Source organism: Rhizobium sp. 05L429, from assembly GCF_056397645.1.
The window spans coordinates 60,705-74,430 of sequence record NZ_JBFTNV010000031.1 but is presented as its reverse complement, the minus strand read 5'-3'; the positions used below and the strand labels follow the sequence as shown (position 1 = coordinate 74,430).

Annotated in this window: 10 protein-coding genes and 1 pseudogene; 4 read left to right on the top strand and 7 right to left on the bottom strand. The window is 60.0% G+C overall.

Translation table 11 applies throughout. From position 1 onward, the window contains the following. Window positions 1–57 precede the first annotated feature (57 nt). Window positions 58–1,956: an AsmA family protein gene (locus tag AC1DNW_RS27000; protein WP_477854922.1), complete on the top strand. Its 1,899-nt coding sequence runs from the start codon at window positions 58–60 to the stop codon at window positions 1,954–1,956. On the opposite strand, the gene AC1DNW_RS26995 is transcribed toward AC1DNW_RS27000, so the two are convergent. The 5 genes from AC1DNW_RS26995 to AC1DNW_RS26975 all read right to left on the bottom strand — a co-directional run bounded on the left by AC1DNW_RS26995 (window position 1,953) and on the right by AC1DNW_RS26975 (window position 7,542). Beyond that, window positions 1,953–2,771 carry an ABC transporter permease subunit gene (locus AC1DNW_RS26995; protein ID WP_113300700.1) on the bottom strand — a complete coding sequence of 273 codons (819 nt, stop codon included), beginning with the start codon at window positions 2,769–2,771 and terminating at the stop codon, window positions 1,953–1,955. The two genes, AC1DNW_RS27000 and AC1DNW_RS26995, sit on opposite strands and share 4 nt — an antisense overlap. A gap of 3 nt (window positions 2,772–2,774) precedes the next feature. Beyond that, entirely contained in the window at window positions 2,775–3,686 is a 912-nt protein-coding gene (locus tag AC1DNW_RS26990) for an ABC transporter permease subunit (RefSeq protein ID WP_477854921.1), read from the bottom strand. A gap of 4 nt (window positions 3,687–3,690) precedes the next feature. After that, on the bottom strand, window positions 3,691–4,833 hold the full coding sequence (locus AC1DNW_RS26985) for an ABC transporter ATP-binding protein (RefSeq protein ID WP_477854920.1): 1,143 nt from the start codon (window positions 4,831–4,833) through the stop codon (window positions 3,691–3,693). A 90-nt stretch (window positions 4,834–4,923) separates the two neighbouring features. Next, a complete protein-coding gene (locus AC1DNW_RS26980; RefSeq protein ID WP_113300703.1) occupies window positions 4,924–6,021 on the bottom strand; it encodes a polyamine ABC transporter substrate-binding protein in 1,098 nt (365 codons plus the stop codon). 126 nt (window positions 6,022–6,147) lie between these two features. Continuing rightward, complete coding sequence (locus AC1DNW_RS26975) at window positions 6,148–7,542, bottom strand: helix-turn-helix domain-containing protein (RefSeq protein WP_477854919.1); 1,395 nt, start codon at window positions 7,540–7,542, stop codon at window positions 6,148–6,150. Between the two features lie 178 nt (window positions 7,543–7,720). Between AC1DNW_RS26975 and aceA the strand changes: the two genes are divergently transcribed. The 3 genes from aceA (at window position 7,721) to AC1DNW_RS26960 (ending at window position 10,464) form a co-directional block, all read left to right on the top strand. Beyond that, window positions 7,721–9,010 (top strand): isocitrate lyase, encoded by a 1,290-nt coding sequence (gene aceA, locus AC1DNW_RS26970; RefSeq protein ID WP_113311546.1) that lies wholly within the window; start codon window positions 7,721–7,723, stop codon window positions 9,008–9,010. Window positions 9,011–9,023: 13 nt separating this feature from the next. After that, window positions 9,024–9,260 carry an SMc00767 family acetate metabolism repressor gene (locus tag AC1DNW_RS26965; RefSeq protein WP_113300706.1) on the top strand — a complete coding sequence of 79 codons (237 nt, stop codon included), beginning with the start codon at window positions 9,024–9,026 and terminating at the stop codon, window positions 9,258–9,260. Between the two features lie 103 nt (window positions 9,261–9,363). Next, window positions 9,364–10,464 carry a helix-turn-helix transcriptional regulator gene (locus AC1DNW_RS26960; protein ID WP_477854918.1) on the top strand — a complete coding sequence of 367 codons (1,101 nt, stop codon included), beginning with the start codon at window positions 9,364–9,366 and terminating at the stop codon, window positions 10,462–10,464. Between the two features lie 11 nt (window positions 10,465–10,475). On the opposite strand, the gene AC1DNW_RS26955 is transcribed toward AC1DNW_RS26960, so the two are convergent. After that, complete coding sequence (locus AC1DNW_RS26955; protein WP_477854917.1) at window positions 10,476–11,345, bottom strand: LysR family transcriptional regulator; 870 nt, start codon at window positions 11,343–11,345, stop codon at window positions 10,476–10,478. Window positions 11,346–11,649: 304 nt separating this feature from the next. Further along, a pseudogene (locus AC1DNW_RS26950) lies at window positions 11,650–13,494 on the bottom strand (methyl-accepting chemotaxis protein). Between the last annotated feature and the right edge of the window lie 232 nt (window positions 13,495–13,726).

Genomic DNA, 13,726 nt, shown 5'->3' with positions numbered 1-13,726 from the left:
ATATATCCGGCAAAATCAGAAAATAACGGGTAACCGGCTGAAATTCCGGCGGAGCTCATGGGTACGTCAAGACAAGGCAGATGGCGAAAAAGGATCGGCCCCGCCTCGCGCTGGCTGCCGGCCTTTGCGCGCATCTCCACCATCGTGCTGCTGGTCGGGCTTGCCTTCTTCCTCTCACTCAGGCTCGCCGCCCCCTATCTCATCTCAACCGGCTTCGTCCGCTCCGGCATCGAGGATGCTCTGTCGAAGTGGACGGGCTATCAGGCCGAGATCAAGGGTAAGCCCGTCCTTGAATTCTGGCCGACGCCGCGCATCACGCTCAACGACGTCACCATCCGCCAACCGCGCGAAAGCGGCGACAAGCTGCTCGGCCGTATCGAAAGCCTTTCGGCCGATTTCAGCCTGATCGATGCACTGCGCGGCCGCACACGCTTCCACGAATTCCACCTGCTGCGGCCCAACCTCGCGCTGACGCGTGACGAGAACGGCCTGATCGACTGGAGCTATGCCGGTCTTCTGGCGCGGGCGATCAGCGGCGTGCGGGATGACAACGGCACCGAAGTTCTCGATCCGAAGCTCGACGCCGATATCGGCGCCGTGACGGTCGAGGACGGCACGCTGACCATAACCGATACGCGGACGGGCGATGTCCACCATTTCGACAGCGTCGCGGCGGATATCGCCTGGCCGAAGCTGTCGAGGGCGATCTCGGCAGTCCTCATTGCCCGTTTCAACACACAGGACCTGAAGATCGACTTTGCCTCGGCCACGCCACTGCTCGTCTTCGCCGGCAAAAATGCGGAGATGAAGGCCTCGATCGCCTCCAATCTGATGACCGCGCGTTTCCAGGGCGTCGGCAGCATGGTGAGCCTTTCGGCGGTATCCGGCAATTTCAGCGCCAGCTTTCCGGATGTGCCCGCCCTCCTGAAATGGTCCGGCAAACCGATGCCGGGGATCGAGTCGCTGAAGAGCGCATCGATGACCTCGGATGTGACCTCGGCGTCCAACGGTTTCCGCTTCAACAATGTCAGTATGACACTGAACGATGCGAGCGCGACCGGCGTTATGGATTTCACCGTCACGCCCGGCAAGCGGCCGAAAATCGGCGGGACGCTTGCCTTCGACCAGATGAACCTCAAGCCGTTCCTCGACGCCTTTGCACTGCGGCTTGCCGCCGGAGGCCTGGGCGATTTGCTCGTGCAGAGCCCCATCGGACCGCTGCAACTCCTTGATCTCGACGTGCGGCTTTCTGCACGACAGGCGCAGATGGGTATCTTCTCGCTTGCGGATGTCGGCRCCAGCGTGATCGTTGCCGGCGAGGAAGCGAAGTTCGATATCGGCGACAGCCAGTTCGAGGGCGGCGAAATGACTGCCCATCTGGAGGCGACCCGCCGCGATTTCGATGGTGGCGGTAAGCTGCAGCTTTCGATCCGTGATGCGGATTTCAATGCACTTGCCGAGAAATTGCAGCTCAAGGGGCCGCTGCCGCATGCGAGCGGCTCACYCGATCTTTCGCTGGAGACACCGAAGGCGATCTGGACGACGGGACTTGCCGATGTGACCGGCAAGCTCAGATTCTGGACGACGGCGGGCACCATCCCCGGCGTCGATGTCTCCGCAATCCGGACACAGGCAGCGCAGAAGCCGTTCTTCCCGCTGAGCGCCGCCGCAAACGGGGCCTTCGCCTTCAACAAGCTCGATCTTCAGGCCGACTTTGCCAATGGCACCGCCGAAATCCACGATGCGCGTTTTGCCGGTTCCGACCAGACGCTGACCCTGTCCGGCATCGTCACCTATCAATCGAACGGGCTTGCACTCTCCGGCTCGCTGGAAGCGACTGATCCGGCAAGAGCGGTCGATCTGCCGCTCCTGCCCTTCTTTATCGGCGGCTCGTGGCCGAACCCGGTCATTTCGCCGGTGCCGCTGCTCAGCGCACCGGCGAAAACCCAGCCTTAAGCAGTCGCGGCCGCAGCCCTTTCATCGCGCTCGCGCTGCACTTCGCGGCGCTTGGTGATGATGGATGCGCAGATGACGCCGACCGTCACGATGGCGATCAGGATGGTGCAGACCGCATTGATTTCCGGGGTCACGCCGAGACGAACCTGACTGTAGATCTTCATCGGCAGCGTGGTTGCGCCCGGACCCGATGTGAAGCTTGCGATCACCAGGTCGTCCAGCGACAGGGTGAAGGCGAGGATCCAGCCGGAAAACACGGCCGGCGAAATGATCGGCAGCGTGATCTCGAAGAAGGTGCGCACCGGCGGCGCGCCAAGATCCTGGGCGGCTTCCTCGATCGACTGATCGAAGCTCAGGAGCCGCGACTGAACGACAACGGCCACGAAACACATGGTCAGTGTCGTGTGCGCCAGCGTGATCGTCCAGAAGCCGCGGTCGAAACCGATCGCCACGAAGAGCAGCAGCAACGAGAGGCCAGTGATGACGTCAGGCATGACGAGCGGCGCATAGATCATGCCCGAAAACAGCATGCGCCCGCGGAAGCGCGTGAAGCGCACCAGGGTCAGTGCCGCCATGGTGCCGAGGATGGTGGCAAGCGTTGCCGACAATAGGCCGACGCGGATGGTTACCCAGGCCGCATCGAGCAGGCCCTGGTTCGAGAGTAGAGACACATACCACTTGGTGGAGAAGCCGCCCCAGACGGTGACGAGCTTCGATTCATTGAACGAGAAAACCACCAGAAGCACGATCGGCAGGTAGAGGAAGGCGAAACCGAGCACCACGGAGATGATATTGAAGCGGGTCCATCTCAGCATGACTTATCTCCCCCGCTCTTCGGCTCTGGCCTGTGCATTCTGGAAGAACACGATCGGGATCACCAGGATCAGAAGCAGGATCGTTGCCACCGCCGAAGAGACTGGCCAGTCCCGGTTGGCGTTGAACTCGTTCCAGAGCGTCTTGCCGATCATCAGCGTCTGCGAGCCGCCGAGAAGATCGGGGATGACGAATTCACCGACAGCCGGAATGAAGACCAGCATGCAGCCGGCGATCACGCCCGGGAGAGACAAGGGGAATGTGACACGCCAGAAGGCTMGGATCGGCGTGCAGCCGAGATCCTGAGCCGCCTCGATCAGCGTGCCATCCATCTTTTCGAGCGACGAATAGAGCGGGAAGACCATGAAGGGCAGATAGGAATAGACGATGCCGATATAGACGGCCGTGCTGGTGTTGAGGATGATCAGCGGGCTGTCGATGATGTGTAGCGACAGGAGAAGCTGGTTGAGCAGGCCCTCAGGCTTCAGAATGGCGATCCAGGAATAGACGCGGATCAGGAAGCTCGTCCAGAACGGCAGGATGACGAGCATCAGCAGCGTCGGGCGGATGGTGCGCGGCGCCTGCGCCATTCCATAGGCGATCGGATAGGCGATCAGCAGCATCAGGAAGGTCGAAATCCCTGCAATCACGACGCTCGAKAGGTACGCGTTGAAATAGAGCGGGTCGTCCGTGAGGTAGCCATAATTGTCGAAGGAAAAGGTTGAAGCCTTTTCCCAGAAACCGCTCCAGCCGTCGGCAAGCGAAAAGACCGGCTCGTAAGGCGGGATGGCGATCGCCGTCGTCGAGAGCGAGATGCGGAAGACGATGAAGAACGGCGCCAGGAAGAAGAGCAGCAACCAGGCATAGGGAATGATGATGACGAGCCGGCTGTAAAAGCGAGAAGCAAATATTCCCATGGTCTCAATCCTTCAGCAGCACGCCGCCATCTTCAGCGAAGGAAACCCAGACTTCCTGATCGTAGGTGAAGGGGTCCTCGACGGAGCGCTGCGCATTGAGAGAGGAAGCCTTGACTGTCTTGCCGCTCGGGAGCCGCACGTGGAAGACCGTCATGTCACCGAGATAGGCGATGTCCCAGAGTTCGCCCCTGGCTGCATTGACCGCGGCATTTGCCGGTGCGGCGCGTGTTACGCGGATCTTCTCCGGGCGGATGGCAAAGCCGAGTGCTGCCCCTGTGGCGGGCGTCTCGGCCGAAGCCGTGCGCACCGTAAAACCGCTTTCGACAGCGATCTCGACGGCACCGTTTGACGCTGCCGTCACCTTGCCGTCGAAAATATTCACATCGCCGATGAAATCGGCAACGAAGCGCGAATTCGGCGCCTCGTAGATTTCGGCCGGTGTCGCGACCTGCACCACCTTGCCATGGCTCATGACGGCTATGCGGTCGGCCATGGTCATCGCCTCTTCCTKATCATGCGTGACGACGACGAAAGTCAGGCCAAGGCTCTGCTGCAGGTCCATCAGTTCGAACTGCGTTTCCTCGCGCAGCTTCTTGTCGAGCGCGCCGAGCGGCTCATCGAGCAACAGCACTTTCGGACGCTTGGCGAGCGAGCGAGCGAGTGCCACGCGCTGCCGCTGGCCACCGGACAGCTGGTTCGGTTTGCGGGACGCAAATTGTTCGAGCTTCACCATCTTCAGCATCTGCGACACGCGCTCGGCCATCTCGTCCTTCGACATGCCGTCCTGCTTGAGGCCGAAGGCGATGTTCTTCTCGACCGTCATATGCGGGAAAAGAGCGTAGGACTGGAACATCATGTTGACCGGCCGCTTGTAGGGCGGCGTGCCCGAGAGGTCGGTGCCGTCGAGAACGATCTCGCCCGATGACGGCTGTTCGAAACCGGCGAGCATGCGCAGCAGCGTGGACTTGCCGCATCCCGACGCGCCGAGCAGCGCGAAAAACTCGCGATGATAGATGTTCAGCGACAGATCGTTGACGGCGGTAAAGTCACCGAAGCGCTTGGTGACATTCTTGAAAGCAATGAAGGGTTTTGCAGACGGATCGGTCCAGGGCGCGAATGCGCGGCGGATATTGCCGAGAGACTTCATATTATTCCCCGAAAATACAAGGTTTCAGTCGGCCTCCACCCKGGCCGGGAATTGAAAGGCCCGGACGTTTCCGTCCGGGCCTGACCAAAATCACTGGCCGGTAACGACCTTCGTCCAGATTCGCGTCGCCGAGCGCTGGGTCTTCGGATCCCACGGCCTGACGGTGAAGAGGCCTTTCATCACATCATCAGTCGGATAAACGGCCGGATCTTCCAGCACGCCCTTGCTGACGAACTGCTGGGAGGCCTTGTTGCCGTTGGCATAGAAGGTGTAGTCGCTCGCCTTGGCGATGACTTCCGGCTTCATCATGTAGTTCAGGAACTCATGCGCTTCAGCCACATGCTTGGCATCGGCGGGGATCGCCATCATATCGAACCACATCTGGGCGCCCTGCCCAGGAATCGAGTAGTTGACCTCGACGCCATTGTTGGCTTCGGCCGCACGGTCGCGGGCCTGCAGCATGTCGCCGGAATAGCCGAAGGCAATGCAGATGTCGCCATTGGCAAGCGCATTGATATATTCTGACGAGTGGAACTTGCGGATGTAGGGGCGAACTGCCGTCAGCAGTTCCTCGACTTTCTTGAAATCCTCCGGTTTGGTGGAATTCGGGTCGAGGCCGAGATAACGCAGTGCCGTCGTCATCACGTCTTTCGGCGTGTCGAGCACGTAAATGCCGCAGTCCTTGAACTTTTCGGCGACCTTCGGATCGAAGATCACTTCGAGGCCGGGCTTGACATCAGGTCCAAGGATTTCGGCGACTTTCTTGACATTGTAACCGATACCGTCGGTGCCCCACATGTAATCGACCGCGTATTCATTGCCGGGATCATATTCGGCGGTACGCTGCTGGATGACATCCCACATATTGGAAAGGTTCGTCAGCTTGGACTTGTCGAGCTTCTGGAAGACACCGGCCTGGATCTGGCGCTGCAGGAAGTCGGCAGTCGGAACGACGACGTCATAACCCGTGCCGCCGGCCAGCAGCTTGGTTTCCACGGTCTCGTTGGAATCGAAAGTGTCGTATACGACCTTGATGCCGGTCTCCTTGGTGAAATCCTCAAGGATCGAACTGTCGATATAATCGGACCAGTTGTAGACGTTGACCACACGCTCCTGGGCGAAGGCCGGAGCGGCGGCAAGGAGAGCGACAACGGCAACTGCCGTCAGGTTGGCGATTCTCGACCTCATGATATCTCCTGTTTGTAAAGGTATCGCGCCCCCGGACACCTCTTATTCCCTCTGGTTTTGCTGCAGACTAGAAAGGATTTTCGGAGCCGACAAGCGTAAAATCCTGCAGTGTCAATGATTTCACAATCACTGAAAATCGAAGGCACCGAAGCCAGCAGCAGTCTCGTCCAGGGCGAGTGGACGCGTGACCGGCGGTTCGGCGCGCGAAAGGCAGCCGCGTCTCTCGCAGAGGCGACAGGCGGGACCGATCGCGACCGGCGAAGCATCACTTCGGCCGTAAACCAGACTGTCGCGCAAAGCAGTGTCGCAGCCGAGCAGCACTGCCGTGCGCCGCACCCGTTCGCCGAATTCCACAACCGGCCCTTCGAGCGTGCGCGCCACCGTCAGAAAAGTCGAACCGTCAGGCATGGCGACCGTCTCGGCCAGTACTCTACCCGGCTCCAGAAAGGCCATGTGAACATTAAGCTTCGGACAGTTGCCGCCGAAGCGCGCGTGCGGAAAGCCCTGCGCTCCAGCCCTGCGGATGACATGGCCAGCGGCATCGATCTCCATGAGGAAAAAGGGAATGCCTCCAGCGCCGGCACGCTGCAGCATGACGAGACGCGATACAGCTTGGGCGAAGGACATACCAAAGCGGGCGCGGATGAGATCGATGTCATAGCGGGTGCTCTGCGCGGCAAGAAGGTAGGCGCCGTAGGGCATCATCAAGGCCAGAGCAGCGCTGCGGGTCAGCTCGAAGCGGGCGATGCGCCGGGCCTCGTCGGACGACAATGGCAGATCCCCAAGCTCGGCTTCGATCTGGGGCAGCAGAACCAGCCTTGCCACCTCGATCGCTATTTCCTGTGCCTGATCGGCTGCCGAAAGACGCTCGGACAGGAAGAGGCGCATCGAATGACGGTCGAACCGGCGGCGAAGATCCGGCATTACATGGACGGGAAGGATGCGAACGCTGATGCCGCGCTCGTTCTTCAACCAGTMCTTCAGGCTGCTGCCTGCAGCGAGCCCATTCGCAAAATTTTCTGCCGCCTCCTCGATCCCGGCGAAATAGGCGGAGCGGCGCTCCAGCACCTCCTTCACCTCGTCCAGGGGCAGCCGACCCGGAGCGACTGCCGCATGGCCGTCGCCTGCTATCAAAGCAGTCAGGTCAGAAAGCCGGGCAGCCTGCTCGCGATAGGCGCGATAGAGTTTGATCATGCCACCCGCCGCATTGGGCGCGACATCCGCTACCTCGACAAGCTCCTGATCGCCCGGCAGTTCACCAGCCAGCAAAGGATCGGCGAAAACCTCCTTCAACTGACCGAGGCCACCGGCAGTTTCGCCCCGCAGTTCTTCAAGGTCGACGCGGTAGACGGCAGAGAGCTTCAACAGCAGCTGCACCGTCAGGGGGCGCTGGTTGCGTTCGATGAGGTTCAGATAGGAAGGCGAGATTTCCAGAGCTTCGGCCATCGCGGTCTGTGTCAGCGCCAGCGCATTGCGGATGCGCCTGACTTTCGGCCCCGCAAATACCTTCCGTTCCGCCATGTCACATCCTTTACATTCTAGATTTACAAATATTTACAAAATTTCAAACTGCTCTGTAAATCCTTCTCATCCTAACCTCTTTCTCAGCTTGGAATCAAAGGTTTTTCTGGATAGTTCGACCAATTTTGTAAATCCTGTCATCAGCGCTCAATCGTTGGAAATTAAAGAGGAGACTGGTATGACAGATTTTAACAAGCTCATCGGCAATATACCCAAGGGACGCTTCGACGGTATCGAGAGACCTTATTCGCCTGATGATGTAGAGCGGCTGCGCGGCTCGCTAGCGCTGCGCCATACGCTGGCCGAGATGGGCGCGGCCCGCCTCTGGCACCTTTTGCATGAAGAGAATTTCGTCAATGCGCTCGGCGCACTCTCCGGCAATCAGGCCATGCAGATGGTGCGCGCCGGACTGAAGGCGATCTACCTCTCGGGCTGGCAGGTCGCGGCCGACGCCAACACGGCATCGGCGATGTATCCGGATCAATCGCTCTATCCGGCCAATGCGGGGCCGGAGCTTGCAAAGCGCATCAACCGCACGCTGCAGCGCGCCGACCAGATCGAAACGGCTGAAGCCAACGGGCTTTCGGTCGAAACGTGGTTTGCGCCCATCGTCGCCGATGCCGAGGCCGGCTTCGGCGGGCCGCTCAACGCCTTCGAGATCATGAAGGCCTATATCGAGGCGGGGGCTGCCGGCGTTCACTTCGAGGATCAGCTGGCGTCGGAGAAGAAATGCGGCCATCTCGGCGGCAAGGTATTGATCCCGACCGCCGCCCATATCCGCAACCTCGATGCCGCACGGCTTGCAGCCGATGTCATGGGTGTTGCGACACTCGTCATTGCCCGCACCGACGCGGAGGCTGCCAAGCTCCTGACATCCGATATCGATGAGCGCGACCAGCCCTTCGTCGACTATGATGCTGGCCGCACGGTCGAGGGTTTCTACCAGGTGCGAAACGGGCTCACGCCCTGCATCGCGCGCGCCATCGCCTACGCGCCGCATTGCGACCTCATCTGGTGCGAAACGTCGAAGCCGGATCTGGAGCAGGCGCGTCGCTTTGCCGAAGGCGTACACAAGGTACACCCCGGCAAGCTGCTCGCCTATAATTGCTCACCATCCTTCAACTGGAAGAAAAATCTCGACGATGCGACCATCGCCAAATTCCAGCGCGAGCTCGGGGCCATGGGCTACAAGTTCCAGTTCATCACGCTGGCCGGCTTCCACCAGCTGAATTACGGCATGTATGAACTCGCCAGCGGCTATCGCGAGCGGCAGATGGAAGCCTATTGCGAGCTGCAGCAGGCGGAATTCGCGGCCGAAGTGCGCGGCTACACCGCCACCAAGCATCAGCGTGAAGTCGGTACGGGCTATTTCGACGCGGTATCGCTGGCGATATCAGGCGGCCGGGCTTCAACGACGGCCATGGGGGAATCGACCGAACACGCCCAGTTCAAACCGGCTGCCGAGTAGAGGAGGAAACGACATGGCATCCATTGCGCGCGTCCGCGAACGGACGGAAGAACAGGCAAGCAGCATGACGGACGACCAGCAGACGGTGACCCGCATGCTCGCCAATGATCTGCACAGGCTGAATCAATCGGTGATGAAGGCCGTCGAGGCTGGCGTTTCGGTCGAGCTGGTGCGCTCCGCCCGGCATCACGGCGGCGACGGCAACTGGGGGGATCTGTTGATCCCGGTCATCGTCGCAAAAAGAAACTGAGAATAGGGTCCGGCGTCCTAGCGCCGGACCTACGCTATTTGGCGCAATTGTCAGCACAGCGGAGTCGCGGCATAATTGAGTATCTCTTCGCACGGAACTGCATATGCCCGGTTCGCCGCACGCAAAACTCGAAGTTCTGACCGATCTGATCTACGGCGCGCTCTTTGGCGAGACGTCGTGGCAAGCCTTTCTCGACGCCCTCACCGCGACAATGCCGGACGCCAAGTCCACGCTGTTTTTTCACGATGCCATCGCGCGAACCGGTGGGCTTTCCCTGTCCTCGGGCCTCGAAAACGCAGAAACCGAGGCCTATAACCGCTATTACGCCGCCATTAACCCGTGGATGCCGCGCGCTGCCACCCGGCCAATCGGCCTTGGCGTGATCGCCGATCAGATGCTGCCGCGGGAGCAGCTTCTGAAGACGGAATTCTACAATGACTACATCCGCTGGATCGGCTGTGAGAGCAGTGTCGGCGTGACGATCATGCGGGAGCGTGGCCGCTCCTTCAATCTATCGACACTGACCTCCTCTTCCGATCCGGACTTCAATCGCAGCAATGCCGAGCTCCTCAGCGATCTCGCGCCGCATCTGCKGCGCGCCTTCGACTTCATCCGCCGCGAGCATAGCGACCCCCACCATAACGAAAACGGGCTGTCGCTCTTCGACGCGATCGGCGTCGGCATCGTCTATATCGGCGAGGATCAGACCATCCGTTCCATCAACAGCGCGGCCGAACAGATGATCGCCGAGGGCGAAGCGATCGGCGTGAGCACAACCGGGAGGATCATCGTCAACGACAATGCACTTGCTTCCCGCCTGTCGGCCCTGTTGCGCCACCATCTCCACGCATTGCCGCCCGCGAGCACGGTGATCAGGATGAAAAATACCAGCTTCAAATGCACGCTGGTGAAAATGCAGTCGGATTTCATCACCGAATTTCTCGAGGGACCGACAGCGGCGCTGATCATCGAGCGGATGAACCTGCCACTGCGCCCTGATTTCAAAGATACGCTGCCCCGCATCGACCAGCTGACCGCGGCGGAAATGCGGATCGCTGCCGGTATCGCTGCTGGCCTGTCGCTGCGCGAAGTCGCGCGGACGAACGATGTCAGCTACGAGACTGCACGCTCGCATCTGAAGAACATCTATTCGAAGCTCGGCGTAAACAGCCAGGTGGGGCTCGTGCGCTGGCTGATGCCGTAGAACATGTCCAGCTACCCGCGGCTGGCGCGCTTGCCGGCGAAGAGATCCGTGTAACTTTTCAAAAGCTTCGTTATCCGGTCGGCGACCGTGCGGATTTCCGGACGGTGGCGATCCTCGGCATTCATGACGATCCATTGGCGATGGCGCAGTTCCGGCAACTCGCCGCCGCAACGTTCGAGCTCTGGATCGAGATCGCCGACGAAACAGGGAAGCACTGCCTTGCCGACGCCGGCACGCACCAGATCCGGCAGGGAGCGCGGACGGTTGAGCGTTGCGACGATCGCGGATCGAGCATTCCGGTATGGCCAGCGCAGATAGGCGGAGATCGCATCCTCCTCGCCGACGGCGATCCATCTGAGATCGTCCTGGTTGGCATTGCGCCTGATATAGATGGCATAGGCGACCTCKCCCAGCAGACGGGCGGCGAGATTGCTTTCCTCCGGCTCGAAAGCCCGGATACCGATATCACTTTCACGGTAGTTCAGGTTCGCCCGCGCTTCGCCGATCGTCAAAGAGATTGAGAACGCATCGCCCGGCGTGCGGATTGCCGCAAAATTCTCCGTGAGCAGCCAGGATATCCAGGTGCCGGCAGCAATCCTGACGGTGGCGCCGCCGTCAGCCGATTGCCGCCAAACCTCCACCTTGCGGGCGGCCGCTTCCATCTCCAGCAGATGATCGACGAGAGTCTGCCCATCTGATGTCAGGCGGTAGCCGGTCTGGCTGCGGTGGAACAGGGCGCGGCCGAGTTCCTGTTCGAGATCGAGCATGCGCCGGCCGATCGTCGCTGGGCTGAGAGCGGTGGCAGCGCTTGCGCCCGTCAGGCCACCGGTGCGGGCGACCTGCAGGAAAAGCTGATAGGAGTCCCAATTGCTGTTTTTCATGAATGAAAAACATAATGGGAATCTACTTGTTCAAGAAGCGAATTTTGATGTGTAGATCAATTGATGTCCATAAACGAGAGGGCATCACGATGATCGATAATCTCATAATCGCAGACATTGCCGGCCGAATGCAGCGAGCAACATTGCTGCAGCAAACAAGACGCGATCGGATAAGGGAAGAGGACGCCTTTTACAACAAAGCTGGGAGCAGCTTCCTGGTGCAAATTGCAGCCTGGCTGACACTGCCGGCAGACAAGGCCACCGGTCGCCCAAAGGTGCGGTCGGTGGAAGACGAATGCGGATGTCAGGCCGCCTGTCTCGCGCGGCCATGACCTGCTGCGCTTTCGGCAAGGCGGAACTGCTCGATGAGCGCCATCAGCATATCAGCCTCTTCGGCTAGCATACGGCTTGCCTGGGTGGCTTCCGCGACCATGGACGCATTCTTCTGGGTCATCTGGTCCATGGCGTTGACAGAGCTGTTGACATCCTGGAGGGCGGCCGACTGGTCGCGGCTCGCCGTGGCGATGGTCTCGACGTGACCGCTGATCGCGATGATCTCATGGCTGATCGAAGCGAGCACGCTGCCGGTCTTCTGCACGAGCTCGGAACCGGCATTGACCTAGCGCGTCGACTGGTCGATCAGCGTCTTGATCTCCTTGGCGGCAGTTGCGGAGCGCTGTGCAAGTTCACGTACTTCCTGGGCAACGACGGCAAAGCCCTTTCCGGCCTCACCGGCGCGCGCCGCTTCGACGCCGGCGTTCAATGCGAGCAGGTTTGTCTGGAAGGCGATATCGTCGATGACGACGATGATCTGCTCGATACGCTGCGAGGCGTTCTCGATGCGGCTCATGGCAGCGACCGCGTCACTGACGACGGCTCCGGAACTGTCGGCCGTCCGCTTGGTCGCCGCAACAACGTTGTTTGCCTCATGCGCGCGCTCGGCGGAAGAGCGAACCGTGACGGTGATCTCCTCGACGGCGGCGGCCGTTTCCTCCAGGCTTGCGGCCTGGGATTCCGTGCGCCTGGAGAGTTCGTCAGCCGAAGCCGAAACCGAGCCACTGTTGCGCTGGATGGAAGCGGCGCTCGCTCGAATGCGCGTGAGCGTATCCTGAAGGCGCAAAAGCGAGCTGTTGAAGTCCATGCGGAGCTGTTCGAGCCGGCCGACAAAGGGCGTTTCGATGGTCTGTGAGACGTCGCCCTGTGACAGGCGGCCGAGACCGGCGGCAAGCTGATCGACGGCAAAATCGATCTGGCCGTCGAGCGTGCGCTTCTCCGCGTCGTTGCGGCTGCGCTCGGAATCGTTCAGGGCGCGCTGTTCGGCGGCCTGCGTTTCCAGTTCCTGGCGCGCCATCGCGCTGTCGCGGAAGAGAGCAAGGGCACGGCCGATCTCACCGAATTCGTTCTTCTTTTCGACGCAGGGGATGGCACTGACGAGATCGCCCGACGAAATGGCGTGGACGCTCGATGTCAGTGCCAGCATCGGCTTTATGGAGCGGCGGATTGCATAGGATGCGAACACACCGACGAGCAGCATCACCACAAGGCCGACGCTGAGAACCAGCATCTGCAGATGGTTCATCCGCTCGTAGTAGACTTCCATGGGTATGCCGATGAAGAGGATTCCGATCGTCGCACCGGACGGATTCTTGATCGGGAAGTACCCCGTCATGAACTTGCGGCCGAAGAGGTCCGCCGGACCATAATAGGCGTTACCTTGTGCGAGCACAGGCTGGGCGGGGTGATCCACGGCGAGCTTGGTGCCGACGGCACGGTCGCCGTTTTCCTTCTTTACGTTGGTGGAGACGCGGACGTAATCGTTTTCCTGCTTTTCGAAGATGGTGGCGACGCCGGCAATCGACTGCGCCGTACGGTCGACGAGTGAGTAATCCGCAAAGGCCGGGATCTTGTCTTCGGCGACGCCGGAAAGCATATTATCCTTCACGTCGATGCGGACATTGCTATCGCTTGCTCCGTAGAGGACCGCCATCGAGCGGCTTGCATCCTTTGCGTCGGATACCGCACTCTCCATGACATAGCTGCCGAGATTGTAATAGGTCACGCCGACAATCGCCGCGGTGCTGACCGCAAGCAGAAGCAGCGTGATCGCAACGATCTGGCGCACAATGGACGTGGAAAAGAAACGCGGCATCAACAACTCCTGGCGGGTACAACCAGCGCCAAGTTAATTGATAAACGTTAAGGAAAATTTTCTCTTAACCTTCTTCGGCCGTAGCATTCCATTTCTTCTGCTGCTGTTAACGCGCCGCCATTGGAAGACGGTTTTCTGGTATCGACGCGAAAAACTTTCAATCTGCCGAATTCTTACAAAATCATCGCGTGATTTTCTCGGAAAGACAAATGGCCCCGAAACGGGGCCATTT

Coding starts and splice junctions, on each gene's coding strand:
- AC1DNW_RS26980 (WP_113300703.1), bottom strand. CDS start 6,021: ATGAGGTCGAGAATCGCCAACCTGACGGCAGTTGCCGTTGTCGCTCTC.
- aceA (WP_113311546.1), top strand. CDS start 7,721: ATGACAGATTTTAACAAGCTCATCGGCAATATACCCAAGGGACGCTTC.
- AC1DNW_RS26995 (WP_113300700.1), bottom strand. CDS start 2,771: ATGCTGAGATGGACCCGCTTCAATATCATCTCCGTGGTGCTCGGTTTC.
- AC1DNW_RS26965 (WP_113300706.1), top strand. CDS start 9,024: ATGGCATCCATTGCGCGCGTCCGCGAACGGACGGAAGAACAGGCAAGC.